The organism is Actinomadura fulvescens, assembly GCF_039533225.1.
GTDB lineage: Bacteria > Actinomycetota > Actinomycetes > Streptosporangiales > Streptosporangiaceae > Spirillospora > Spirillospora fulvescens.
In genome coordinates this window covers 299,302-324,154 of record NZ_BAAATD010000003.1, presented here as the reverse complement: position 1 = coordinate 324,154, position 24,853 = coordinate 299,302, and the positions used below count along the sequence as shown (strand labels likewise).

27 protein-coding genes are annotated in these 24,853 nt (G+C 72.5%); 14 read left to right on the top strand and 13 right to left on the bottom strand.

The genetic code is table 11. The features are described from left to right. Positions 1-7 precede the first annotated feature (7 nt). Together ABD333_RS13450 and ABD333_RS13445 are read left to right on the top strand one after the other, a co-directional pair. Positions 8-418, top strand: coding sequence for a YciI family protein (locus ABD333_RS13450; RefSeq protein WP_344540903.1), 411 nt, complete (start codon positions 8-10; stop codon positions 416-418). Then, the gene (locus ABD333_RS13445; protein WP_344540901.1) at positions 415-1,698 is read left to right on the top strand and encodes an RNA polymerase sigma factor; all 1,284 of its coding nucleotides are present in this window, start codon (positions 415-417) and stop codon (positions 1,696-1,698) included. The genes ABD333_RS13450 and ABD333_RS13445 overlap by 4 nt, the downstream gene beginning before the upstream one ends. Before the next feature lie 28 nt (positions 1,699-1,726). Here the strand turns inward: ABD333_RS13445 and ABD333_RS13440 are convergent, their stop codons facing one another. From ABD333_RS13440 to ABD333_RS13430, 3 genes are all read right to left on the bottom strand, one after another. Further along, the gene (locus tag ABD333_RS13440) at positions 1,727-3,376 is read right to left on the bottom strand and encodes a DUF885 domain-containing protein (protein WP_344540899.1); all 1,650 of its coding nucleotides are present in this window, start codon (positions 3,374-3,376) and stop codon (positions 1,727-1,729) included. 57 nt (positions 3,377-3,433) lie between these two features. Further along, positions 3,434-4,066 carry a LysE family translocator gene (locus ABD333_RS13435; protein ID WP_344540897.1) on the bottom strand — a complete coding sequence of 211 codons (633 nt, stop codon included), beginning with the start codon at positions 4,064-4,066 and terminating at the stop codon, positions 3,434-3,436. Positions 4,067-4,156: 90 nt separating this feature from the next. Then, positions 4,157-4,903, bottom strand: a complete 747-nt coding sequence (locus ABD333_RS13430) for a hypothetical protein (RefSeq protein WP_344540895.1) — start codon at positions 4,901-4,903, stop codon at positions 4,157-4,159. A 150-nt stretch (positions 4,904-5,053) separates the two neighbouring features. On the opposite strand from ABD333_RS13430, the gene ABD333_RS13425 reads away from it, so the two are divergent. The 5 genes from ABD333_RS13425 to ABD333_RS13405 are packed head-to-tail and all read left to right on the top strand — an operon-like array spanning position 5,054 to position 9,279. Further along, positions 5,054-6,067, top strand: a complete 1,014-nt coding sequence (locus ABD333_RS13425; RefSeq protein WP_344540894.1) for an AAA family ATPase — start codon at positions 5,054-5,056, stop codon at positions 6,065-6,067. Further along, complete coding sequence (locus tag ABD333_RS13420; protein ID WP_344540893.1) at positions 6,064-7,125, top strand: DUF58 domain-containing protein; 1,062 nt, start codon at positions 6,064-6,066, stop codon at positions 7,123-7,125. Before ABD333_RS13425 ends, ABD333_RS13420 begins: the two co-directional genes overlap by 4 nt. Continuing rightward, entirely contained in the window at positions 7,122-8,069 is a 948-nt protein-coding gene (locus ABD333_RS13415; protein ID WP_344540892.1) for a VWA domain-containing protein, read from the top strand. The genes ABD333_RS13420 and ABD333_RS13415 overlap by 4 nt, the downstream gene beginning before the upstream one ends. Before the next feature lie 35 nt (positions 8,070-8,104). After that, a complete protein-coding gene (locus tag ABD333_RS13410) occupies positions 8,105-8,719 on the top strand; it encodes a class I SAM-dependent methyltransferase (protein WP_344540891.1) in 615 nt (204 codons plus the stop codon). Next, positions 8,716-9,279 (top strand): TrmH family RNA methyltransferase, encoded by a 564-nt coding sequence (locus ABD333_RS13405; RefSeq protein WP_344540890.1) that lies wholly within the window; start codon positions 8,716-8,718, stop codon positions 9,277-9,279. The genes ABD333_RS13410 and ABD333_RS13405 overlap by 4 nt, the downstream gene beginning before the upstream one ends. Here the strand turns inward: ABD333_RS13405 and ABD333_RS13400 are convergent. After that, positions 9,276-9,485: an EF-hand domain-containing protein gene (locus tag ABD333_RS13400; protein WP_344540889.1), complete on the bottom strand. Its 210-nt coding sequence runs from the start codon at positions 9,483-9,485 to the stop codon at positions 9,276-9,278. The genes ABD333_RS13405 and ABD333_RS13400 overlap by 4 nt on opposite strands. A gap of 117 nt (positions 9,486-9,602) precedes the next feature. On the opposite strand from ABD333_RS13400, the gene ABD333_RS13395 reads away from it, so the two are divergent. The 3 genes from ABD333_RS13395 (at position 9,603) to ABD333_RS13385 (ending at position 11,910) form a co-directional block, all read left to right on the top strand. Then, positions 9,603-10,418, top strand: coding sequence for a glycerophosphodiester phosphodiesterase family protein (locus tag ABD333_RS13395; RefSeq protein ID WP_344540888.1), 816 nt, complete (start codon positions 9,603-9,605; stop codon positions 10,416-10,418). A gap of 104 nt (positions 10,419-10,522) precedes the next feature. Continuing rightward, complete coding sequence (locus ABD333_RS13390; RefSeq protein ID WP_344540886.1) at positions 10,523-11,074, top strand: RNA polymerase sigma factor; 552 nt, start codon at positions 10,523-10,525, stop codon at positions 11,072-11,074. Beyond that, positions 11,071-11,910 carry a hypothetical protein gene (locus tag ABD333_RS13385; RefSeq protein WP_344540884.1) on the top strand — a complete coding sequence of 280 codons (840 nt, stop codon included), beginning with the start codon at positions 11,071-11,073 and terminating at the stop codon, positions 11,908-11,910. Before ABD333_RS13390 ends, ABD333_RS13385 begins: the two co-directional genes overlap by 4 nt. A 127-nt stretch (positions 11,911-12,037) precedes the next feature. Here ABD333_RS13385 and ABD333_RS13380 read toward each other — a convergent pair whose 3' ends face one another. Next, the gene (locus ABD333_RS13380; RefSeq protein WP_344540883.1) at positions 12,038-12,337 is read right to left on the bottom strand and encodes a type II toxin-antitoxin system Phd/YefM family antitoxin; all 300 of its coding nucleotides are present in this window, start codon (positions 12,335-12,337) and stop codon (positions 12,038-12,040) included. Positions 12,338-12,524: 187 nt separating this feature from the next. Between ABD333_RS13380 and ABD333_RS13375 the strand changes: the two genes are divergently transcribed. From ABD333_RS13375 to ABD333_RS13365, 3 genes are all read left to right on the top strand, one after another. Then, positions 12,525-13,082, top strand: coding sequence for an ATP-dependent Clp protease proteolytic subunit (locus tag ABD333_RS13375; protein WP_344541565.1), 558 nt, complete (start codon positions 12,525-12,527; stop codon positions 13,080-13,082). Continuing rightward, positions 13,082-13,693: an ATP-dependent Clp protease proteolytic subunit gene (locus ABD333_RS13370; RefSeq protein ID WP_344540882.1), complete on the top strand. Its 612-nt coding sequence runs from the start codon at positions 13,082-13,084 to the stop codon at positions 13,691-13,693. Before ABD333_RS13375 ends, ABD333_RS13370 begins: the two co-directional genes overlap by 1 nt. 127 nt (positions 13,694-13,820) lie before the next feature. Beyond that, a complete protein-coding gene (locus ABD333_RS13365; protein ID WP_151560963.1) occupies positions 13,821-14,165 on the top strand; it encodes an RNA polymerase-binding protein RbpA in 345 nt (114 codons plus the stop codon). A 140-nt stretch (positions 14,166-14,305) separates the two neighbouring features. Here ABD333_RS13365 and ABD333_RS13360 read toward each other — a convergent pair whose 3' ends face one another. The 8 genes from ABD333_RS13360 to kdd form a co-directional block, all read right to left on the bottom strand. Next, on the bottom strand, positions 14,306-14,824 hold the full coding sequence (locus tag ABD333_RS13360) for an FxsA family protein (protein WP_344540881.1): 519 nt from the start codon (positions 14,822-14,824) through the stop codon (positions 14,306-14,308). Positions 14,825-14,944: 120 nt separating this feature from the next. Continuing rightward, a complete protein-coding gene (locus ABD333_RS13355; protein ID WP_344540880.1) occupies positions 14,945-15,691 on the bottom strand; it encodes a polyprenol monophosphomannose synthase in 747 nt (248 codons plus the stop codon). Positions 15,692-15,697: 6 nt separating this feature from the next. Beyond that, a complete protein-coding gene (lnt, locus tag ABD333_RS13350) occupies positions 15,698-17,338 on the bottom strand; it encodes an apolipoprotein N-acyltransferase (RefSeq protein WP_344540879.1) in 1,641 nt (546 codons plus the stop codon). Positions 17,339-17,818: 480 nt separating this feature from the next. After that, complete coding sequence (gene kal / locus ABD333_RS13345; RefSeq protein ID WP_344540878.1) at positions 17,819-18,271, bottom strand: 3-aminobutyryl-CoA ammonia lyase; 453 nt, start codon at positions 18,269-18,271, stop codon at positions 17,819-17,821. After that, positions 18,268-19,137 (bottom strand): lysine 5,6-aminomutase subunit beta, encoded by an 870-nt coding sequence (gene kamE, locus ABD333_RS13340; protein WP_344540876.1) that lies wholly within the window; start codon positions 19,135-19,137, stop codon positions 18,268-18,270. The genes kal and kamE overlap by 4 nt, the downstream gene beginning before the upstream one ends. Next, positions 19,134-20,738 (bottom strand): lysine 5,6-aminomutase subunit alpha, encoded by a 1,605-nt coding sequence (gene kamD / locus ABD333_RS13335; protein ID WP_344540874.1) that lies wholly within the window; start codon positions 20,736-20,738, stop codon positions 19,134-19,136. The genes kamE and kamD overlap by 4 nt, the downstream gene beginning before the upstream one ends. A gap of 110 nt (positions 20,739-20,848) precedes the next feature. Next, on the bottom strand, positions 20,849-22,186 hold the full coding sequence (locus tag ABD333_RS13330; RefSeq protein ID WP_344540872.1) for a DUF2252 domain-containing protein: 1,338 nt from the start codon (positions 22,184-22,186) through the stop codon (positions 20,849-20,851). Between the two features lie 39 nt (positions 22,187-22,225). Then, the gene (kdd, locus tag ABD333_RS13325; protein ID WP_344540870.1) at positions 22,226-23,305 is read right to left on the bottom strand and encodes an L-erythro-3,5-diaminohexanoate dehydrogenase; all 1,080 of its coding nucleotides are present in this window, start codon (positions 23,303-23,305) and stop codon (positions 22,226-22,228) included. Positions 23,306-23,446: 141 nt separating this feature from the next. Here kdd and ABD333_RS13320 point away from each other — a divergent pair, with 141 nt between their 5' ends. Continuing rightward, entirely contained in the window at positions 23,447-24,835 is a 1,389-nt protein-coding gene (locus ABD333_RS13320; RefSeq protein ID WP_344540869.1) for a KamA family radical SAM protein, read from the top strand. Positions 24,836-24,853 lie beyond the last annotated feature (18 nt).

The following is a 24,853-nucleotide window of genomic DNA, read 5'->3' as shown; positions in this document are numbered from 1 at the left end:
TCGTCGTATGAACGAAACGACCCCCACCGCGAAAGGGACGACCCCGATGAAGTACATGTTCATGCTGTACGAGACCGACAAGGACTGGGTCGCCGCTCCCGAGGACGAGCTCAACGGCGTCCTCGCCGAGCACGTCACGTTCGCCCAGTACCTCGACGGGCGCGGCATCGCCTGGTCCGGGGAGGCGCTGCGGCCCTCGACGTCGGCGACCACGCTGCGGCCCGGCGACGACGGCCTGGCCGTCACCGACGGACCCTACGTGGAGCTGACCGAGCACCTCGGCGGCTACTACGTCGTCGAGGCCCGCGACCTGGACGACGCACTGGAGATCGCCCGCCACTGCCCGATCGACACCGGCATCGAGATCCGCCCGATCTGGGACTCCGGCACACCCGCCCAGCAGGCAGCCGGCGCGTGACCGGGACCCGCCCGGCCGGCGTCGGCGCCGCCGTGGCCGAGGCGCACCGGCGGGGGTGGGCGGAGACGCTCGCCACCGTCGTGCGCCTCACCCGCGACCTGGACGAGGCCGAGGACGCCGTGCAGGAGGCGTTCGTCTCCGCGCTGGCGACCTGGCCGCGCACCGGAGTGCCGCGCAACCCCGTCGCCTGGATCACCACCACCGCCCGCCGCAAGGCCCTGGACCGGATGCGGCGCCGCGCCACGCTCGCCCGCAAACTCCCGCTGCTCATCGTCCCCGACGAACCCGACGAACGCGGCGAACGCGGCGAGGCGGACGGCGACATGGCGGCGCGGCCCCACGACGACCGGCTCCGCCTCATCTTCACCTGCTGCCATCCCGCGATCGCGCCGCAGGCGTCGGTCTCGCTCACCCTGCGGCTGGTGTGCGGCCTGCGGGTCCCCGAGATCGCGCGGCTGTTCCTGGTCACCGAGTCGGCCATGGCCGCCCGCCTCACCCGCGCCAAAAAGAAGATCCACGAAGCCGGAATCCCCTACCGCTGCCCGCGCGGCGGCGAACTCACCGAACGCCTCCCCGCCGTGCTCGCGGTGATCTCGCTGCTGTTCACCGAAGGGCACACCGGCACCCAGGGCACCACCCTCACCCGGCCCGAACTGCTCGACCAGGCGATCCGGCTCGCCCGCCTCCTGACCGGCCTGCTGCCCGGCGAAAGCGAGGTCACCGGACTGCTGGCGCTGCTGCTCCTGCTGGACTCGCGCCGCGCCGCCCGCGTCGGCCCCGGCGGCGCCCTGGTCCTGCTGCCCGACCAGGACCGCTCCCGCTGGAACGCCGCCGCGATCACCGAAGGACGCGCCCTGGTCGAACGCGCGCTGCGCACGGCCCACCCCGCCGGCACCGGCCCCTACGCCCTCCAGGCCGCGATCGCCGCCCTGCACGCCGAGGCGCCCACCGCCGCCGACACCGACTGGCGCCAGATCGTCGCGCTCTACGACGTCCTGCTGGCGGTACGGCCCTCCCCCGTCGCCGCGCTGGGCCGCGCCGTCGCGGTGTCGATGGCGGCCGGTCCCGGAGCGGGCCTCGCCGAACTCGACCGCATCGCCGGCGACGCCCGCTTCGCGCGCTACCACCGCCTCGACGCCGCCCGCGCCCAGATGCTCGAACGCCTCGGCCGCCACACCGAGGCGCACGCCGCCTACCGCCGCGCCGCCGACGCCGCCCGCAACACCGTCGAACGTGACTTCCTCACCGCACGCGCCGACGACACCGCGCCAGAGCCGTGACGACCGCGACACCGAACAGCTGAGACGATCACGCCACGGCCAGCTCCGCACGCAGCATGTCCAGCCCCATCGGGCCCAGATCCAGCGCACGGCGATGGAAGGCCTTCAGGTCGAACGCCGCGCCGTCACGGCGGCGGGCCGCCTCCCGCGCCTCCAGCCACACCTTCTCGCCCAGCTTGTAGGCGATCGCCTGCCCCGGACGCCCCAGATACCGGTCGATCTCGAACTCCACCGGGATGTCGGGCGTGGTGTGGTCGCGCATGAACTCCAGCGCCAGCCGCGGCGTCCACCGCTCCCCCTCGTGGAACCCCGCGCCCTTGGGGATCTCCAGCTCCAGGTGCAGGCCGATGTCCACCACGATCCGCGCCGCACGGAACCGCTGGCCGCCCGCCCACATGCCCAGCCGGTACGCGGGGTCGGTGAAGTAGCCCAGCTCGTCCATCAGCCGCTCGGCGTACAGCCCCCAGCCCTCGCAGTGGCCGGGGAACAGCTCACCGGCCAGCCGCTGGAACCGGTTGAGCGTCGCGGTGTTGAGCGTGGTGACCCCCAGCTGCAGATGGTGGCCGGGCACGCTCTCGTGGAACATCGTCGCCGGCACGCCCCAGGTGACGATCTCCCGGTCCGGGTCGGTGACGCCCCACCACACCGTGCCGGGCCGCGACAGGTCCTCGGCCGGCGCCAGATAGTAGATGCCCTCCTCGGCCGGGCTGCGGCACTCGATCCGGCGCAGCGGCTCGGGAATGTCGAAATGCGTCCCGTCCAGGTCGGCGATGGCCTGGTCGGCCAGCTCCTGCAGCCACGCGCGGAACCGCTCGGCGCCGCGCACCCGGTAGGCCGGGTCGGCGTCCAGCGCCGCCAGCACCACCCGCAGCGGCTCGGCCGGAACGATCCGCTCCGCCGCGTTGTCGATCTCGGTGCGGATCCGGGCGAGCTCCTCCCACCCCCACGCGTAGGTCTCCTCCAGGTCCAGCCGCGTCCCCAGGAAGTCCCGTACGCCCAGCTCGTAGCGTTCCCTGCCGAGCGCGTCACGTTCGGGCGCGGCGGGCGCCAGCTCGTCGGCCAGGAACGCCGCGAACCCGGCCGTGGCCGCCACGGCGGCACGCGCCGCGGCGTCCAGCTCGCCGCGCAGCGGCCCGTCGCCGTACCCGGCCGCCACCTCCGCCAGGTAGCCCCCGGTCTGCGCGCAGGCACGCACGTTGCGCAGCACCTGCCGCCGCGCCGCGACCCGGCCGTCGCGCCGCGCCAGCGACAGGGTGGTCCGCAGGCCCGCCAGCGTGCCCGGCAGCGCCCGCAGCCGCGACAACATCGCCTCCCACGGCGTGGCCGGGCCGTCGTCCAGCAGCTCGAACGCCTGCCGCAGCCGCTGCAGCGGCCCGTCGGTGGTGTCCAGGAAGCTGTCGTTGACCTTCGCCTCCTCCAGCGCCAGCTCGACCTCCAGGCGCTCGCGCAGTACCCCGGCCGCGACGCGTTCGCCGTCGCCGACCTTCCCGGCGGCCGTCAGCGCGTTCAGCTCGCCGAGGGTACGGCGCGACAGGTCGGCGCGCGCGGCGAACCCCTCCGGGCCGTAGTCGGTCAGGTTCGCCTCCTGCCCGGCGATCCCCATCATCGCCGCACGGCAGGGATCCAAGGCGGCGAAGTCGTCCACGTACCGGTCGGCGAGACCATCCAAAGTGATCATGGTGTCAGGCTACGACGGCGCGCCCGCCGCCGTGACCCCGCCCGAGGGTGAGCTCGGTCAGCGTGACTCGGCCGCCAGGCGCAGGCCCAGGCCCACCAGCACCACACCCGACACCTGCTCCAGGCGGCGCCGCACCCCGGGCCGCTCGAACAGCCGCCGCGCCGCCACCACCAGCCACACCACGCCCGAGTACCAGACCAGGTCGATCACGGCCCACAGCACCGAGAACGCGATCAGCGTCACCAGCACCGCTGCGCCCTCCGGCACGAACTGCGGCAGGAACGACACCGCGAACACCCCCGCCTTCGGGTTCGCGAAATTGGTGATCAGGCCGAGGCGGAACGAGCGCAGGCCCGACCCCGCCACATCCACCGATTCGGCCTCCGCGACCGGCGCCGCCGGGGCGCCGCGCCGCGCCTGCCACAGCGCCTTGGCGCCGAAGTACACCAGCACCGCCGCCCCGGCGATCCGCAACGCGTCATAGGCCAGCTGCGACGCCGCCAGCAGCGCCGACAGCCCCAGCGCCGCGGCCACGCCCCACGCCACCACGCCCACCTCGTTGCCCAGCGTCGTCAGCAGCCCCGCGCGGCGCGACCGCATCGACTGGCGCATGATGACGACCGTGCTCGGCCCCGGGGCCATGGCGATCAGGAACGCGGCGCCCGTGAAGGCGAGAAGGCTCTCCAGCATCCGCCCATGGTCGCGTCACGGCCCCACCGGACGCAACGCCGATTCCCCCGCGACGAGCCCAGGCAGCGGACGGTTCACGCGCGGGACCGTTCAGACCGGGCCGCCGCCGTCGTCGCTCTCCCCCGGCGACGGCGTCGGCCGCGTCGGCGACGGGCTCGGCGACGGCGCCTCGGTGGTCGGCGGCGGAGACGGCGTCGGCGTCTGCAACGTCGGCTCGGGCGGAGGCGGCGGCAGGTCCTTCACCGTCGGCTGGCACGCGAACAGCACCAGCATCAGCAGCGCCAGCACGACCAGCACCGCCGCCAGCGTCAAAATCGCCGAGACCAGGCCGCGTTCGGTCCGCTCCACCGGTACGGCCACCGCGGGCGGTGGCCCGGGCGGCCGCTCCAGCGCCGGAGCGCCCGACCCCAACCAGTACGGCTGGAACTGCGGACCGCGGCGGCGGCCACCACCCCAGCGGCTCCGGAACGCCCCCTCCAGCATCACCGAATCCAGGAAACGCTCCGCGCCCACCCGGTCGGGCCGGTCGGCGTCGTAGCGCACCGCCACCCACGGCGCGGGCCCGTCGGGCTGCGCGGCCATCACCGGCTCCGGCCCCTCCGGCCCGAACTCCGGCGGGCGCCCCGGACCCGGCAGCGCCGCCGTGATCGCCGCACGGAACCGGTCACGCGCGGCGGCGTCACCCGCCGCGCCCCGCGTCAGCACCGCCACGCTCGCCCGGCGCCCCTCGTGGTCCTCACCGAGGAACACGATCCCGGCCGCGGTCTCCGACAACCGCGCCGACAGCCGGTACGGCCCCAGCTGGACGGGGTCTCCGGGTGGCAGCGGCCTCGACATGGCCGTCAGACTAACAACCCCCGGGGACCGTACAGATCACCGAGGACGTGGGGATACCGCGCGATTGGGTAAAGATGATCGCGTAGGGTCGGAACGCGCCCGCCCGCACCCGGAGGACAGTGTGGACTCCCAGACGACGAGGACTCTCAGATGACCGTGGCCGCCCACGACGTCGACCAGGCCGCCGCGCTGCTGCAGCACACCGTGGCCGAGGTCAAGAAGGTCATCGTCGGCCAGGAGCACATGGTCGAGCGGATGGTCGTCGCCCTGCTCGCCAAGGGCCACTGCCTCGTCGAAGGCGTGCCCGGCGTCGCCAAGACCCTCGCCGTCGGCACCCTCGCCCAGGTCGTCGGCGGCACGTTCGCCCGCCTGCAGTTTACCCCCGACCTGGTGCCCTCCGACATCGTCGGCACCCGCATCTACCACCCCTCCACCGAGCAGTTCGACGTCGAGCTCGGGCCCGTCTTCGTCAACTTCGTCCTCGCCGACGAGATCAACCGCGCCCCGGCCAAGGTGCAGTCGGCGCTGCTGGAGGTCATGGCCGAACGCCAGGTCTCCCTCGGCGGCAACACCTACCCGCTGCCCAAGCCGTTCATCGTGCTGGCCACCCAGAACCCCATCGAGTCCGAGGGCGTCTACCCGCTGCCCGAGGCACAGCGCGACCGCTTCCTGATGAAGATCGACGTGCACTATCCCGGCGCCCACGAGGAACTGCAGATCCTGCAGCGCATGAGCGTCGACCCGCCCGAGGCCACCGAGGTCCTCGACACCGAGCAGCTCACCACCCTGCAGCGCGCCGCCGAAGAGGTCTCGGTGCACGAACTGGTCGCCGACTACATCGTCCGGCTCGTCATGGCCACCCGCGAACCCGAGCAGTACCGCCTGCCCGACCTGCGCCGCGTCATCGAGATCGGCGCCAGCCCCCGCGCCACCCTCGGCCTGGTCTCCGCCGCCCGCGGGCTGGCCCTGATCAACGGCCGTGACTACGTCCTGCCCGACGACGTGCGCGCCGTCGCCCGCGACGTCATGTCCCACCGGATCGTGCTCACCTTCGACGCCCTCGCCGACGGCGTCGAGACCGCCGACGTCATCGCCCAGATCCTCGCCGCCGTCCCGCCACCGCGCGTGGTGTGGAACCACGGCGTCGCGGTGGCGGCCCGATGAGAGCGCCGCGCGGGCCCCGCCGCGGCCGCAAACTCGCGGCCCTCGCCCCCGAACGCACCCTCCGGCGGCTGGAGCTGAGCGTCACCCGCCGCCTCGACGGGCTCCTGCACGGCGAGCACATGGGCCTGATCCCCGGTCCCGGCACCGAACTCGCCGAAGCCCGCCTCTACCAGCCCGGCGAGGACGACATCCGCCACATGGACTGGGCCGTCACCGCCCGCACCACCACCCCCCACGTCCGCGACCTCATCGCCGACCACGAACTCGAAGCCTGGGCGCTGGTCGACCTCACCCCCAGCATGGACTTCGGCACCGGCACCATGGTCAAACGCGACCTCGCCGTCGCCGCCCTGGCCGCCGTCGGCTTCCTCACCGTCCGGCTCGGCGACCGCGTCGGCTGCTACCTGCTCCAGCCCGACGGGCTCCGCCGGCGCCCCGCCCGCACCGGCAAGGCCGCCATGTACAACATGCTCCAGGCCATCCTCGATACCGTCCCCCAGCCCCCACCCGCCACCAATCAATCGACGAGCTTCGCTCGACGCCCACCTCCCGGCCCCCGCGCCGCCGAAGCCCCCGACCTGGCCGCCGGGATCACCTCCCTGGACCGCGGCCAGACCCGCCGCGGCCTCCGCGTGATCATCTCCGACTTCCTCCCGCCCCACGACACCGCGCCCGCCGCCACCGCCACGCCTGGCACCGGCTCGGACGCCGCGCCGCCCTGGGAACGGCCCCTGCGCCGCCTCGCCGCCCGTCACCAGGTCCTCGCCGTCGAGATCATCGACCCCCGCGAACTCGACCTGCCCGACATCGGCCTGGTCGAGATGGCCGACCCCGAGACCGGCGCCGTCCACGAGGTCGTCCTCAGCAAGAAGGTCCGCGCCCGCTACGCCGCGGCCGCCGCCGCCCAGCGCGAGCACACCCGCGCCGCGCTCCGCCGCAGCGGCGCCCACCACCTCGTCCTGCGCACCGACCGCGACTGGATCGCCGACGTCGCCCGCTTCGCGCTCCGGCAGCGCCGCGCCGCCGGCCGCACCGTCGCGCCGGGAGTGCGCCCATGACGTTCCTGTCACCCGACCGGCTCTGGCTGCTCGGCCTGCTCCCGCTGCTGGCCGGCGCCTACGTGGTCCTGCAGCTGCGCCGCGGCCGCTACGCCGTCCGCTTCACCAACCTCGCCCTGCTCTCCCAGGTCGCGCCCAAACGGCCGGGATGGCGCCGCCACGTCGCCGCGCTGCTCTTCCTCGCCATGCTCGTCCTGATGATGATCGGGTTCGCGCGTCCCGCCACCTCCGTCAAGGTCCCGCGCGACCGCGCCACCGTCATGGTCGCCGTCGACGTCTCCCTGTCGATGATGGCCAAGGACGTGGCCCCCGACCGGTTCGGCGCCGCCAAGCAGGCCGCCAAGAAGTTCATCCAGGACCTGCCCGGCCGCTTCAACGTCGGCGTCGTCTCCTTCGCCGGCAACGCCAACCTCGTCGCCGCGCCGTCGGCCGACCGGCAGGCCGCCATCACCTCCATCGACCGGCTCGTGCTGGCCAAGCGCACCGCCATCGGCGAGGCCGTCTTCACCTGCCTGCAAGCGATCCAGTCCTTCGACGCCCAGGCCAGCAACGACCCGCCGCCCGCGCACATCGTGCTGCTGTCCGACGGCGACAACACCACCGGCCGCACCGTCCAGGAGGCCATCGACGCCGGCCGCGCCGCCCACGTCCCGGTCTCCACCATCGCCTTCGGCACCCCCTACGGCACCGTCGACATCGAAGGCGAGACCACCAGCGTCTCGGTCAACAAGGAGACCCTGCGCACCCTCGCCGAAGGCACCACCGGCAAGGCCTACGAGGCCGCCGACGGCGGCCAGCTGTCGGAGGTCTACGCCAACATCGGCAGCTCACTCGGCTGGAAGACCGAGCACCGCGACGTCTCGGCCCGCTACACCGGCATCGCGCTGCTCTTCGCGCTCGCCGCCGGCGGCGCCTCCCTCGCCTGGTTCTCCCGCCTGCCCTGAGCGGCACCCGCCCAGCGCTGATACGGTCGGCCGACGTGGGAGAACATTACTTCGCGCAACGGCCCGGGGCCGCCAGCAGTCCGCGCAGCGTCGACCTCGTCCTGCCCGACCTGCACCTGCGGCTGGAGACCGACCGCGGGATGTTCTCACCCGACCGGATCGACCTCGGCACCCGCATCCTGCTCGAAACCGTTCCCCCGCCGCCCGCCACCGGCACCCTGCTCGACCTGGGCTGCGGCTACGGCCCGATCGCGCTCACCATGGCCGCGCGCTCGCCGCAGGCGAGCGTCGTCGGCGTGGACGTGAACGAACGGGCGATCGCCGCGGCGACACGTAATGCCACCACCGCCGGGCTTGACAATGTAAGGTTCTGCTTGGCGGACGAGACCGACCCCGGCCTGCGCTTCGACGCCATCTGGTCCAACCCGCCGATCCGCATCGGCAAACCCGCCCTGCACGACTTGATGCTCACCTGGCTCCCCCGCCTCACCCCCGCCGGGACCGCGCACCTGGTCGTGCAGAAGCACCTCGGCTCCGACTCCCTGCAGCGGTGGCTCAACGACCAGGGCTTCCCGACCCGGCGGATCGCCTCCCGCTCCGCCTACCGCATCCTCGCCGTGTCCGCCCGTACAGAAGGCCCCACCTCATGACCACGCCCGCCGAGCGCAAGCAGTTGCGCCCCACCGACGTCAAACGCCTCAACCGCGACTGGCGCCGGCGCACCGAGGCCCGGCTCGGGCTGCTGGTGGAATCGGTCACCCAGCCGTTCAACATCGGCTCGATCATCCGCAGCGCCGCCGTGTTCGGCGTCGACCACCTCTGGCTGGCCGGCAACGCCACTCCCCCGACCCACCGCAACGTCGCCAAGACCGCCCTCGGCACCGAACGCCTCGTCCCCTGGGAACACGCCGGCACCCCAGCCGAGGCCGCCGCGGCCGTCCGCGAGCGGGGCCTGCGGCTCATCGCGATCGAGCTCACCACCGACGCCGTCCCCCTGCACGAGGCGCCCCTGGACGGCGACGTGTGCCTGGCCGTCGGCGGCGAGGACCACGGCTGCTCCCCCGCCCTGCTCGCCGCCGCCGACGCCGTCGCCTACATCCCGCAGATCGGCCGCGTCGGCTCGCTCAACGTCGCGGTCGCCACCGCCATCGCCCTCGGCGAGGCCCGCCGCCGCGAATGGGCAGGCCGGCCCCCCGCCGGCGCCGGCTAACCCTCCAGCAGCGCCGCGAACTCCGCCAGCGAGATCTTGCCGTCGCCGTCGGCGTCGGCCTGGACCACGACCTCCACCGCCCGCGTGCTGGTGATGGCCTGGCCCAGCGCGCGCATGAGATTCTCCAGCTCGGCCTTGGAGATGTAACCGTCGCCGTCGACGTCGACCATCTCGAACGCCGCCCTGTAGTCGTTCACGTCAGCCACCGGGAGCACCTCTCGTCACGGATGTTCTGGAGTGTCCAGGTCAAGGACCGTAGCGCAGCCCACTGCCTTGACAAAGTAAGGTCGCGCAAGGCCGCGGGGGCCGCCATACTCGGGTGAGTGCCGCGCAGCTACGCATTCCTGGACCACCCCGGCCCGATCCCGTTCGCCCACCGGGGCGGCGCAGGGAGCCGCCCCGAGAACTCCATGGCCGCCTTCCAGCGCGCCATCGACCTCGGGTACCGCTACCTGGAGACCGACGCGCACGCCACCGCCGACGGCGTCGTGGTCGCCTTCCACGACCGCACCCTGGACCGGGTGACCGACGGCTCGGGCGCCATCGCCCGGCTCCCCTACGCCCAGGTCGCCAAGGCCCGCATCGCCGGCACCGAGCCCATCCCCCGCCTGGAGGACATCCTCGGCTCCTGGCCCGAGGCCCGCGTCAACATCGACCTCAAGGACGCCCCCGTCATCGGCCCCCTCGCCCGGGCCCTGCACCGCACCAAGGCCTGGGACCGGATCTGCATCACCTCGTTCTCGACCCGGCGCCTGGCCCAGATGCGCGCCCGCCTCCCGCTGTTCACCGACCGCGAGGTGTGCATGTCCCTCGGCCCCCGCGGCGTGATGGCGCTGCGCGCCAAGTCCTACGGCGGCGCCACCGACAAGCTCGTCCGCCTGGCCGCCACCGGCGTCGCCTGCGCCCAGGTCCCCTACGGCCTCGGCCGCGTGCCGTTCGTCACCGAGGCGTTCGTCGCCAAGGCCCACGACCTCGGCCTGAAGGTCCACGCCTGGACCGTCAACGACGCCGCCGACATGGACCGCCTCCTCGACCTGGGCATCGACGGCATCATGACCGACGAGCTCGTCACCCTCCGGCACGTCATGGCCACCCGCGGCCTGTGGCCCCGGGCGGCCGCCGGCGGCCAGACCGGCTGACCCGCGACGGCAGGCCCCCGGCGAATCACCGGAGACGCCCTGTAATGCCGGACCCGCTGCCGGACATAGGAGGGCGAACGGACGACGGGCCCCAGGAGGCGGGTGTGGACGATGACGAAGAGAGATTCACGGCACTGTTCAAGTGCCACTATCCCGACGTGCTGCGCTACGCGGCACGCAGAAGCGACCCCGACCGGGCGCGCGACGTGGCGGCCGAGACGTTCCTGGTCGCGTGGCGGCGCCTGAACGAGGTACCCCGCGACGCCGACCAGGTCCTGCCCTGGCTGTACTCGGTGGCCCGCAACACCCTGGCCAACCAGCACCGCGGCGAACGCCGCAGGCTGCGCCTGGGAGCCCGGCTCGGCGCGGCCGTGCCCCGGCGGACCGGGGCCGACCACGCCGGGACCGTGGTGGAGTCACTGCGGCTCCGCGAGGCGCTCCACGGCCTGTCGGCCGCGGATCAGGAGACCCTGCGGCTGGTGGGCTGGGAAGGCCTCGACGTCGCCGCCGCGGCCGCCGCCGCCGGATGCACCCCGCAGACCTTCGCCGTGCGCCTGCACCGCGCCCGGCAACGCCTGGACCGGGCGCTGGCCGACCAGGACACCGGACGAGCCCGCAGCCGGCGCACGCTGGCGGCCAAGGAGGCTGAATCATGAGGCAGCGGCACGCGGAGACCCCCACGGCCGAGACGGTGGCACACGTCCGGGAGGTCATGGGGCGCGGCAATCCGGTCGGCGAGGCCGAGCAGGTCGGCACGGCCGACGACGCAGAAGGGCGCCGGGCCCTGGCCAGGATCCTGGCCACCGGCCGGGACGCCCCGGCCACCACCGAACGGCCGCCGCGGCGCCGCCGCCGCCGCTGGACGATCATCCTCGCCGCGACGGTGAGCATCGGCGCGCTCGGGGCCGGCGCCGACGCCGCCGGGATCATCCCGACCGGCGTGACCAAGGCGTTCGAGCAGGGCAACGACTCCGACAGCGTATGGGGCGACGTGGTTACCTCCAAGGCGAGGATGCTCATCCGGGCGCAGGCGCCCGAGGGCGGGACGGCGGAACTGTGGACCGCCCCCGGCACCAAGGGCGGCGAATGCCGGTACCTGCGCAGGCTTGAGCCCGGCAAGGACGCCGAGGACGCCGAGGACGCCGAGGACGGCTCGCTGGAGTGCTCCGACAAGGTCAGCTTTCCGGGGACGGGGGCTCTCGGCGGGCTCTACGGCGCCCTGGTCGGAGACTGGATGGGCGTGTACGGCCGGGCCGCGCCGCCCGCCACCACCATCCGCGTGACCCTGCAGGACGGGCGGCGCCACCTGGTGCCGGTCAGGGCGGGCGGCTACTTCATGGCGGTCCTGGACCACAAGCAGGGACCACCGAAGACCAAGCGCCCGACGAACCCCGAGGACCCCTACGAAGGCTTCGCCCCCGCCGATCTCGCGGCCCTGGACGCCAAGGGACGGGTCATCGCCACCCTGCGGACGTACGAGAGCAGCCTGTAGCAACGCCCGCAGCGCAGGAACCGTCCAGCGCCCCGGGCACGCCGGCACCACTGCGCCGGCGTGCCCGGGGCGCTGTCACGTCATCAAGAGCAGGCGGACGAGCGGCGCGAGGCACCCGGCGCCCGGGTCAGCGGCCGAAGCCAGGAGGGCGCGGCGGGCCGCCGGGGCGGTACTCGGCCGCGATCCGCAGGGGCGAGCTCTGCGGGGCGCGCCGCTCCTCCGCCGCCGCAGCGGGCCCGGACTGCGTGAGGTCGATGCGCCCGGCGCTCAGCATCTCAAGGAGCTCCAGGTCCTCGGCCGACACCAGCGCCGCCATGACCTTGCCGCGCCGGGTGATCGCGACCCGTTCACCGCTGTAGGCGACGCGGTTGACCAGATCCGCGAACTCCGCGCGCGCCTCCGTTACCGGCTTCTCCACGTTGTTCATCTTACGGCGAACTCCCTTGGCCCTGGCTCGTCCTCCAGAGTACGGTCATCACACGTACATTACGTACGGACTGTACAGATGATCTTGACGAGGAGGGCTCATGGACGGAACGCAGGTCCCGGGGGCGGGCGGTGCGCGGGCGGAGGTGTTCGCGCCGCGGGCCCGGGCCACGGTGGCCGAGGCGCCGATGCTGGCGGAGGCGGCGCTGTACGAACGGCTGCTCGCCGAGCGGATCATCTTCCTCGGCCAGGAGGTCGACGACCAGCTCGCCAACCGGGTGTGCGGGCAGCTGCTCCTGCTGTCGGCGCAGGACGGGCGGCGCGACATCACCCTCTACGTCAACTCCCCCGGCGGCGTGGTGGACGCCGGGATGGCGATCTACGACATGATGCATTTCGTGCCCAACGACGTCTCCACCGTCGCGCTCGGCATGGCCGCCTCGATGGGGCAGTTCCTGCTGTGCGCGGGCACGCCCGGCAAGCGCTACGCGCTGCGGCACGCGCGGATCATGATGCACCAGCCGCACGGCGGCATCGGCGGCACCGCGTCCGACATCAAGATCCAGGCCGAGCAGACGCTGTACCTCAAGCGGATGCTGGCCGAGAGGACCGCCTTCCACACCGGGCGGCCGCTGGAGCGGATCGAGGCCGACGCCGACCGGGACCGCTGGTTCACCGCCGAGCAGGCCCGCGAGTACGGGTTCGTCGACCACGTCGTCGACAGCACCGAACGGGTGGGCCCCTGATGGCGGAAGGGCGTTACGTACTGCCGTCGTTCGTCGAGCGCACCTCGTACGGGATCAAGGAGATGAACCCGTACAACAAGCTGTTCGAGGACCGCATCGTCTTCCTCGGCACGCCCGTCGACGACACCGCGGCCAACGACATCACCGCGCAGCTGCTGGCGCTGGAGGGCATCGACCCCGACCGGCCCATCAGCCTCTACATCAACTCCCCCGGCGGCTCCCTGACCTCCATGCTGGCCGTGCACGACACCATGCAGTACATCCGGCCCGAGATCGAGACGACCTGCGTCGGGCAGGCGAGCTCGGCCGCGGCGATCCTGCTGGCGGCGGGCACCCCCGGGCGCCGGGCGGCGCTGGCCAACTCCAGGATCCTGCTCCAGCAGCCCGCCACCGACGTCCAGCGGGGGCAGTCCAGCGATCTGGAGATCCAGGCACGGGAGATCATCCGGATGCGGGAGCGGATGGAGGAGATCCTGGCCGAGGCGACCGGCCGCGATCTGGCGGAGGTCGCGGCCGACATCGACCGCGACCGGTTCTTCACCGCGGCCGAGGCGCGCGAATACGGCCTGATAGACGAGGTCCTCAGTTCCCGCAAGGGGTCCGGCCGCTGAAACTTTCTCCCGTGCGGCTCAGTACGGCCGCAACTACAGGGTTGGATCGGCCCTACTGCGGGAATCTTGTCTCGGCATAGAGCGTTGGGGAGTACAACACCGCAAGCCGTCTGGGAGGCACGTGACGATGGCCGAGCGCGCACTTCGCGGCACCCGACTCGGAGCGACGAGCTACGAGAACGATCGCAACACCGATCTGGCCCCTCGGCAGGAGGTCGACTACACCTGTACCAAGGGCCACCGGTTCACCGTGACGCTCGCAGCCGAGGCCGAGGTGCCGATGACCTGGGAATGCCGCAACTGCGGCGCCACCGCCCTGCGAGTGGACGGAGAACTGCCCCAAGCCAAGAAGGGCAAGCCACCGCGCACCCACTGGGACATGCTCATGGAGCGCAGGACGCTCGAAGACCTGGAGGAGGTCCTCGCCGAGCGTCTGGCGATCCTGCGAGCGGGGCGCAGGAAGACCGCATGATCAGCTGACACACGATCGGGCAGGGCCCGTGCCGTCCACCGACGGCACGGGCCCTTCCGCGTTCATCAGCCCCGGCGTTGAGCACGCGCCCCGAGGCCGGGCAAGGACGGGACACCGGACCGCGGGGCGCTGAGAAGGCCTCAGGGGCGCTTGTCGTCGTCCTCGACGACCTCGCCGCGGACCACCGGCCCGCCCGGCGACCCGGCGTTGTGAGCGGCACCGGGAGCGGTACCGAACGGGTCGAAGCCCGGGCCGCCGGGCGGGAACATCGGGCCGACCCGCGTCTGGGCGATCCTGACGCGCCGTCCCGCGTAGGCGACCAGCAGCCGCCGGACCGCCGGCCGGGTGAACGGCAGCACGAACAGGAACCCGAAGAAGTCGGTGACGAACCCGGGCGTCAGCAGCAGCACACCGCCGACCAGCACCAGCGCCGCGTCGGCCAGCTCTCTGTCGGGCATGACGCCGCGCTGCAGGGTGTCCTGCAGCGCCCGCCAGGCGCGCCGGCCCTCGCGGCGCACGATCCAGCCGCCCAGCAGGCTCTCGGCCAGCAGCAGCGCCACGGTCCACCAGCCGCCGATCACCTCGCCCACCTGAATGATCACGTAGATCTCCAGGATCGGCATGACCAGGAACGCCAGGACCATCACGAGGGCAAGCATGGTTCCATCTTCGCGTAGGGGATCGTCTCTGCCCCTGTCAACGCCGGGGAGACGCCGATCGTTTCCCCCGCCGCTCCCCGGCCGGGCGAGTATGCGCAGGGCGAAACCGGGGTGCCCGGTTCAGCGGCGGGAGCGCAGCCGGGCGGTCCGGGCCTCCACGCCCCACCGGGTGATGCGCAGCATCGCCTCGGCCATGATGTCGCGGCTCATCTTGCTGCTGCCGTGGGTGCGCTCGACGAACGTGATCGGCACCTCGACGACCTTCAGTCCCTGCCGCAGCGCCCGCAGGGCCAGGTCGATCTGGAAGCAGTAGCCGCGCGAGTCGACGCCCTCCAGGCCGATCTTCTGCAGGGTGGCGGCGCGGAAGGCACGGTAGCCGCCGGTCGCGTCGTGCAGCGGCACGCCCAGCATCAGGCGGGTGTAGGTGTTGGCGCCGCGCGACAGCACCTCGCGGCTCTTGGGCCAGTTGAGGACCTTGCCGCCCGGTACCCAGCGCGCCCCGATCACCAGGTCGGCGTCGGTGAGCGCGGCGAGCAGGCGGGGCAGCTCCTCGGGCTGGTGGGAGCCGTCGGCGTCCATCTCGACCATGACGTCGTACCCGCGCTCCAGCGCCCACCGGAAACCGGCGATGTAGGCGGGGCCGAGGCCCTCCTTGCCGGTCCGGTGCAGGACCTTGACGTGCTCGTCGGACTCGGCGAGGGCGTCGGCGAGGTCACCGGTGCCGTCGGGGCTGGCGTCGTCGACCACGAGCAGGTCCACCGACGGCGCGGCCTCTCGCACCCGGCCCACGATGCTCTTGATGTTGTCCCGCTCGTTGTACGTCGGAATGATCACGAGCACCCTGCCGAGCTCGGCTGGGATCTCCATCGGTGTCTACTTCCCCTCGTTCTTCCTGCGGGCGGTCCGTACGGCCACACCGGCCGCCCCGGCGGCCAGCAGCGCGAGCGCCCACTCCGGCTTGGCCCCGAGCCGGTCCGACAGCGTACGCGAGGTGCGCGCCGGCACGCTCGCCACCTGGATGTCGGGGGTGAACTCCCGGGACCGGTCGATCATCGTCCCGTCCGGCGCCACGATCGCGCTGATGCCGCTCGTCGCGGCCACCAAGATCGTACGGCCATGCTCGACCGCGCGCAGCCGGGACATGGCGATCTGCTGCGGCGGCAGGCTGGTCCTGCCGTAGGTGGCGTTGTTGGTCTGCACGACCAGGAGGTCGCCCGTGGCGACGTCGCGGACCTCCTTGTCGTAGGCGACCTCGAAGCAGATCACGTCCCCGATCGTGACGGGGCCCATCCGCATGACGCCCGAGCGGGTGCCCTTGGCGAAGTCGCGCGGGACGCGTTCGAAGCGGGTGATCAGCTTGGTGAGGACGCCGCGGAACGGCAGGTACTCGCCGAACGGCACCGGGTGCCGCTTGACGTAGTAGTCGCCGGGTCCGGTGCGCGGGTCCCAGACGATGCCGCGGTTCTCCACGCGCTCGCCGTCGGGGGTGTCGACCAGGGCGCCGACCAGGACCGGGACGCCGACGTCGCGGACGGCGCCGTCGATGGCGGTGTAGGCGTCGGCCTCGATGTAGGGGTCGAGGTCACTGGCGTTCTCCGGCCACACCACCAGCTCGGGGCGCGCGACCTGGCCGGCGCGGATCCGCCGGGCGAGCTCGTGGGTCTGCCGCACGTGGTTGTCGAGCACGGCCTTGCGCTGCCCGTGGAAGTCCAGGCCGAGCCTTGGCACGTTGCCCTGGACGACGGCGACGGTGACCGGCCTGCCCGCGGCCGGCGTCGGGATGGCGAGCCCGCCGCCGACGATCACCGCGGCGGCGCCGAGCGCGATGGCCGCCGGCCGTGCCGCGGCCCGCGGCGGGCCCGTACGGCGGCCGAGGACGGTCACCGCGGCGTAGGCGAGCAGGCCGCCGATCAGGGCCGTCAGGAAGCTGACCAGTGGCGCGCCGCCGACGGAGGCGTAGGGGGTGAGCGGGGTCGCGGTCTGGCTGAACGCCAGCCGCGCCCAGGGGAAGCCGCCGAACGGCACGTTGCCGCGCAGCAGTTCCTCGGCGACCCACAGGGCGGCGGTCCACACCGGCCACGCGGGCAGCCGGGTCACCAGCGCGACGCCGATGCCCAGCGGGATGAAGTAGAGCGCCTGGACCAGGCTCAGGATGATCCAGCCGTCGGGGCCGATCTTGATGATGCCGGTCAGGACGGGCAGGAAGAACGCGGCGCCGCCGACGAAGCCGAGCCAGGCGGCGGTGCGGGCGCGCAGGCCGCGCAGCGCCAGCGTCAGCATCGCCACGCCGACGGGCGTCAGCGGCCACAGGTCGGCCGGCGGGAACGCCAGCCACATCACCAGGCCCGCGGCGATCGCCAGGAGCGTCCGCGGCCATCCGGCGCGCCCGCCGGTCCGCCCGAACCTCACCAGGCGCGCGGCACGCCCGCGGGGGGCGTCGTCGCCGGGCTCACCGGCGGACCCGGCGGGACCGGCCACGGCCGGTGCCTGCTCCGGGAGAGTCTCCTGCGCCACCCTTGGCTCCTTGTCGAGAACACCACTGGCCGGAACGCTACCGCTCAGGCGGGCGTGACACGACCAGGAGACGGTGAGGGGATGCCAAGGACACTCCAGGGGCACGGAAGAGGGCCCGTGACATCCATCGGGCCGGAGTCGTCCCACAGGCGGTGAGAACGATGATGCTCCGTTTTCTACTGGATGTCCGGGCCCTTCCCGGGTCCAAGCCCCCGCCCGATCGGGCGGCTCCGCCGTGACGCGGCTGCCGGTCACCTGCACCTGGCTCGGACGGGCCGGAAGCGCGTCCGCGCTCGTGCCCGTCGCGGCGCGGTGCCGGTGGCGCCTCGAGCGGCCGATCGGTGAGTCCCGTGCTGGACTGCAGCAAAACTACCGGCTTCCAGGCCCTTGTCAACCGCTTCACGTTCTGCGTGAAGCCCTTGTTTCACAAGGTGAAAACCATGATCGGCGCGAGTTCGCAAATCACGGTGGTCACCGGGGTCACAACTGCGGCGGCACCGGTTCGGGCACCACCACCGTGCCGGTCGCGGTGACCACGATGATCGGTTCGGCGAGCACCTCGGCGGCCGAGGCGCCCTTGCCCGGCGTGCCGCGGCACACCACCCGCGCCTCGAACTCCAGCGTCCGGCTGCGGCGTCCCACCGCGGCGACGGTCGCGGTGGCCTCGACCACGTCCCCGGCCCGCAGCGGCGCGCGGAACCGCACGTCGGAGTAGGACGCGAACAGCCCCTCGTCGTTGTCGGTGCGGATGCACACCTCGGTGGCGACGTCGCCGAACATCCCGAGGACGTAGGCGCCGTCGACGAGGTCACCGGCGTAGTGCGCGTGGGCGTAGGGCACGTACCGGCGGTGCGTGACCCGCAGGCCCTCGAAACTCCGCCCGCCGAAGGGCCGCCCTTCGTTACTCTGGCCTTCGTCACCCTGACCGGTCACCGGGTCGCCTCCCTGGGCAGCAGCGCGTGGACGAGATAGCTGGCGACCTCGGCGGGAGTGGTGCCCTTGCCGAAGATGCGGTCGACGCCGAGGTCTGCCGGCGTGACGGTGTCGAAGCGGGGCCCGCCCGCCACCAGCAGCGGGCGGCCCATCCCGGCGGCGACGGCCGTCGGGTACTCGGCGTGGAAGGCGGCGGCCATCTGCTTGGTGTTGTGCAGGTGGGCGTTCTTCTGCGTGACGACCTGGGAGACCAGCACGGCGTCGGCGTTGTCGGCCTTGGCGCGCTCGACCAGCTCGGCGACGGCGACCTGCGCGCCCATGTTGACCACCTGGATCTCGCGGTAGTACTCCAGGCCCTTCTCCCCCGCGAAGCCCTTGACGTTGAGGATCGCGTCGATCCCGACGGTGTGGGCGTCGGTGCCGATGCAGGCGCCCACGATCACCAGCCGCCGGCCCAGCGCCGCGCGGATCGCCGCGTTGACCTCCTTGGCGCTCAACAGCGGGTACTCCCGGCCCTCCGGCACGGGGATCGAGGCGTAGTCGATCAGGTGGCCGGTCCGCCCGTACACGATGAAGAACGTGAAGTCGGGCCCCATCGGCTTGGCGTGCACGACGCTGGCCGGGTCCAGTCCCATCTTGCCGGCGAGCTGGAGCGCGGCGGCCTCGGCGCGCTTGCCCGCCGGGACGGGCAGGGTGAACGAGACCTGGACCATGCCGTCGCCGGTGGTGTCGCCGTAGGGCCGGATGACCTGCCGGGTGTCGGCGGGCTCGGCCGGGGCCTGGGTGTGGGTGCTCCCTGCGGGACGCGCGCTTCCCGGTGATTGGGGGCTTCCCGGTGATCGGGTGCTGCCCTGGGACGGGGTCATGCCGGCACCTCCTCGGTGTGAACGCCGTGGCCGGCGTGCGGGTCCTCGGCGTCGAGGATCTCGATCGCGGGGTTGAAGTACCCGCCGGCGCGTTCGGCGACGCCCTCCAGGCCCTTGCCGCGGTCGGCGGGGCGGCGGGTGATGCCGAACGTGCCGTCGGCGATCGCGGTGAGGAGCCCGTCGTCGCAGATCCGGTCGAGCAGGTCGACCGACTCCGACAGCACCTGCCGGGCGCGCTGCGCGACGAACCCGCCGGGCCGCGGCATGAAGTCGTCGGCGAGGTCGCCGCAGGCGTCGCGGACGTACCGCACGTTCTCCAGCGCCAGGTCGCGGTCCGACAGCCAGGGCGTGTGGATGCCCTCGGTCATCATCCCGATCAGGATGATCGACTGACCGGTCATGACGCCGGCCAGGTTGAAGAACGCGTCCAGCAGGTAGCCGGCGAAGATGTTGCCGGTCATGTGCTTGGTCGGCGGCATGTACTTCAGCGGCGCGTCGGGGAACAGCTCGCGCACCAGCTGCGCGTGCGCCAGCTCCAGCCGGAACGACCCGGGGATCGCCGGGTTGATCTCGAACGCGTGGCCCAGCCCGAGCTGGGCGTCGCAGAGCCCGGCCTCGTGCCCGAACCGCTCGTTCAGCAGCTGGCTGACGATGACGGTGTGGGCGGCGTCGACCGCGTCGGCCGTGGTGAGGTAGTTGTCCTCGCCGGTGTTGATGACGATTCCGGCGCGCGCGTGGATCTGCCGGGAGAAGCGCTGGTCGATGAACGTCCGGCGCGGGTTGATGTCGCGGAAGATGATCCCGTACATGCAGTCGTTGAGCATCATGTCCAGGCGTTCGAGCCCGGCCAGCGTCGCGATCTCGGGCATGCACAGCCCGGAGGCGTAGTTGGTCAGCCGCACGTAGCGCCCCAGCTCGCGCGAGACGTCGTCGAGGGCGGCCCGCATCAGCCGGAAGTTCTCTTGTGTGGCGTAGGTGCCCGCGTACCCCTCGCGGGTGGCGCCCTCGGGCACGAAGTCCAGCAGCGACTGCCCGGTCGAACGGATCACCGCGACCACGTCGGCGCCCTCGCGGGCGGCCGCCTGCGCCTGCGGGATGTCCTCGTAGATGTCGCCGGTGGCCACGATCAGGTAGATCCACGGCTGCGGCGGATCACCGACCTCCGCCAGCACCCGGTCGCGTTCGGCGCGCCGCCGGTCGATCGCGGTGATCCCTGCCCGGGCCGCCCGCCGCGCCGCCGCCCGCGCGGCCGCCTCGTCCGGCCCCGCGGGGAGCCGGAACGACACCCGGCCCAGCGCGGCGGCCTCGGCGAGCTCGGCGAGCGAGGCGTGCGGCCCGGTCACCAGCGCGTCCCACACCGGCAGCGCCACGCCGTGCTCCAGGCCCACCTGGTCGCGGACGGCGTCGGCGAGGTGGTTGACCCAGGGACGGCCGTCGCCGTCGGCGCCGCGCAGGCCCGCCAGCCGCAGCAGCGCCCGTTCCACCGAGACGGTCGTGTGGGTCCGGGCCATCTCGATGACCGGCTCGGCGGCGCGGGCGGCCAGCCGTCTGGCCCGCCCCACCACCGCCGGGTCGAGATCGAGTTTTCGCTGCGGCGTCATTGCCGACCCCCTCGAACAATCGTCCACGTTGACGGGATTCTTACGGAAGATCCTCCGGCAAAGAGCACCCGATCCGCAAGAACCTCAACGATCTCGACCGGTCTCCGTCGTCACAGCCCAGGGATCTCGCCGTTGCGGAACGCGTCCACGAACAGACGGTGATCGTCACGGACGATCGCGGCGTACTCCATCCCGAACGCCACCATCGCCTCGACGAAGGCCTTCTCGTCCGGGCCGATGGCCGCGTTGATGGCGTCCTCGACCTGGAAGCCGACCAGGGTGTGGTCGGAGTCGGTGTCGGACACGCAGTGGATCTTGGCGGTGGCGCGGCCGAGGTCGTCGAGCACCGGGAGCATCTCCTCGGGCTCGGTGAGCGCGGACCAGTCCAGGTCCTCCTCGTAGGGCGAGAGCTCCTGCACGACGTAGCCCACCCCGTCCAGCTCGGTGTAGCCGAGCCACGGGTCGGTGTTGGCCTGCAGCGCGCGCCGCGAGACCGCGGTGCGGTGGCCGTGGTGCTGGAAGTAGTCGCGGATGCGCGGGTCGTCGACGACCCGGCTGGGCGCGGCGACGTTGCCCTGCTTCATCGACAGGACCACGTCGTTCTCCAGCGCCTGGGTGTTGCCCTCCACCAGGATGTTGTACGCCGACAGCCCCGCCGAGCCGATGCCGAACCCCGAGGCGCCCACGATGTCCTTCACCTGGTAGGTGATGGGCCGCAGCCGCTTGTCGACGGGGATCGTCGTCAGGTACGCCTCGTAGGCCGCCTCCACCTTGGCGCGTTCGGCCTCGTCCAGGCGGCGCACGCCCGGCCGGTTGCGGAAGCGGCGTTCCTGCTGCTCCACCAGCGTCATCTCGTCCAGCAGCTCGATCCGGCGGTTGGCCAGCGCCGCCACCAGCACCGAGCGGATGTAGCCGCCGGTGTTGTCGAGGGTGAGCGCGAAAGCCTGGTCGTGGTCGTGGTCCTGCTCGGCGAAGTGCCGCACCTGGTCGACGTAGGCGCGGACATAGGTCTCGATCAGCCGCTGGATGCCCGAGTCGGAGACGGCCTTGCTCCACGCCATCAGCGCCAGGCTGGCCACCAGGCGCTTGACGTCCCAGGTGAAGTGCCCGACGTAGGCCTCGTCGAAGTCGTTGACGTCGAAGACGAAGATGCCGTCGTCGTTCATGTACGTGCCGAAGTTCTGCGCGTGCAGGTCGCCCTGGATCCAGACCCGGCCGGTGCGCTCGTCGGCCCACGGGTCCTCGTCGCCGACGATGTCGGCGTAGAACAGGCAGGCGCTGCCCCGGTAGAAGGCGAACGGGTCGGTGGCCATCTTGCGGAACCGGCGGCGGAACTCGGCGGGACTGCGCTCCATCAGGTCGGAGAAGGCGTCGACCAGCACCTCCACGATCTGGGCCTGGCGTTCCTTGTGGTCAAGCTCGCGCAGTGACCGGGTGATGCTCGCCATCACGGTGCTCCTCAATGATGATCTGGGGTTTCCTGCCGGTCATTCTTGCCGGATCATCCCGTCGCGGGCGGTGAACAACGCGCGAACCGCGGGCTCCGACCGCAGGAGGTCCAACGCCAGATCGACGTGCCCGGGGACGTAACCGTTCCCGATCAGCATGGTGACGTCGGCCGCCAGGCCCTCGGCGCCCAGCGCGGCGGCCGCGAACGAGGTCGCCATCGAGAAGAAGACCACCGTGCCGCCCGGCGCGGTGGCCAGGATCGCGCCGTGCTCGCAACCCGGCACGTCCACGCACACCACGGTCACGTCGGCGGGCTCGCCGAGGGCGGCGGCCACCGCGACCGGATCGCGCGCGTCGGCGCGCACGACCTTGTCGGCCAGGCCCGTGGCCGCCAGCCGGCGCTCCTCCTCCTCGGTGGGGACCAGCCCGATCGTGCGGGCCGCGCCCGCGCGCCGGGCCGCCGCCAGCGAGAGCGACCCGCTCTTGCCCGCCGCCCCCAGCACCGCCACCACGGGCGCACCCGGCCCGCCGGGCGCGGTCTCGCGGCGCTCCCGGTACCGGCGGACGACGCGGTGGGTGAGGGCCGGCGCGCCGCACACGTCCATCACCGACAGCGCCAGCGGCACCGGCAGGTCGGCGGGGAGCACGGCGGCGATCGAACGCGCGAACAGGATCGCGTGCCCCTCGGCCGGCACCTGTTCGGACCGCCCGTCCCAGCGGGCCAGCCCGTCGGTGATCGCGAGCGGCGTGAGCGTGAGCGACACCAGCGTCGCGATCCGCTCCCCCGGCCTGAGGCCCAGCGGGGACGCCGGTCCCGCCTCCTCGACGACGCCGACGAGCATGCCGCCCGAGCCGGTCACCGGGTTCTGCATCTTGCCGCGCGCGTGGATGATCTCCAGTACCGCGCGGCGGAGGGCGTCCGGGTCACCGCCGTGCGCGGTGTGCAGCTGCCGGTAGGAGGCCGCGTCGAGGTTGAGCCGCTCCACCCGTACGCGCACCTCGTCGGGGCCGATCCGCGGATCGGTGTCGAGCCGCGCGGCCGCCTGGGGAAGAACGCCCGGCGGCTCCATGACGCGGTGGAGCCCCACGGGGGACGTGCTCGTGCGTGGATCGGCCATCTATCCGCCCGCCTCATCTCTTCTGTCCGAATTGGATGCCCGGAGGATGTCCGGGGCACCACTGGTTAATCCGAAATTCTTCCCGTAACGTCCGTCTCAGACAAGATTTCGTTAAGAGTGATCGCGCGAGGGGGGTCAACGATGACCACTGCTCTGCAGCCCGAATCCCGTACCGCCGGCGGCGATGCCGGGATTTCGGCCCAGCCGTATGCCTACCGGCGCCGGCCGCTGGAGGAGCCCGACTGGCGGCGCCTCCCCGGCTGGCGCGACATCACGACCGCCGAGTGGGAGTCCGCGCAGTGGCAGCGGGCGCACTGCGTCAAGAACATCCGGCAGCTGCGCGCCGTCATGGGCGAGCTGCTGGACGAGTCGTTCTACACCGACCTGGAGCGCGACCAGGCCGAACGCGCCACCATGTCGATGCTGGTCACGCCGCAGATGCTCAACACGATGGACGTGAGCTCCACCGAGGCGTTCCTGGCCGACCCGGTGCGCCACTACATGATCCCGGTCTTCGGCGACCGCAGGGCCGACTGGCCCTCCCACCCGTACGCGGCGCGCGACTCCCTGCACGAGGCCGAGATGTGGGCGGTCGAGGGACTCACCCACCGCTACCCCACCAAGGTGCTGGCCGAGCTGCTGCCGACCTGCCCGCAGTACTGCGGCCACTGCACGCGCATGGACCTGGTCGGCACCTCCACCCCGGCCGTGGACAAGCACAAGTTCACCCTCAAGGCCCCCGACCGGCACGGCGCCATGCTCGACTACCTGCGCCGCACCCCCGGCGTCCGTGACGTGGTGGTCTCCGGCGGCGACGTCGCCAACCTGCCCTGGCCGCGCCTGGAGTCGTTCGTGGACGCCCTGCTGGACATCGGCAACATCCGCGACATCCGCCTGGCCACCAAGGCGCTGATGGGCCTGCCGCAGCACTGGCTGCAGGACGAGGTCCGCGCCGGCATGGAACGGCTGGCCACCAAGGCCCACGAACGCGGCGTGCAGATCGCCGTGCACACCCACGTCAACGCCGCCCAGTCGGTCACCCCGCTGGTCGCCCGCGCGGCCAAGGCGATGCTCGACACCGGCATCCGCGACGTCCGCAACCAGGGCGTGCTGCTGCGCGGTGTCAACACCACGCCCGAGCAGCTGCTGGACCTGTCGTTCGCGCTGCTCGACGAGGCCGGGATCCTGCCGTACTACCTCTACATGTGCGACATGATCCCCTACAGCGAGCACTGGCGGGTCGCGGTGTGGGAGGCGCAGGAGCTCCAGCACGCGATCATGGGCTATCTGCCGGGGTTCGCCACGCCGCGCATCGTCTGCGACGTGCCCTACGTCGGCAAGCGCTGGGTGCACCAGCTCGCCGACTACGACCGCGAGCGGGGCATCTCGTACTGGACCAAGAACTACCGCACCGCCCTGGAGGCCGCCGATCCCCAGGCACTCGACCGCCGGTACGAGTACTACGACCCCATCCACACCCTCCCCGAACCAGGCCGAACCTGGTGGGAGGGGCGCCCCACCGCCGCATGAGCGCCGGGAGACTACCCT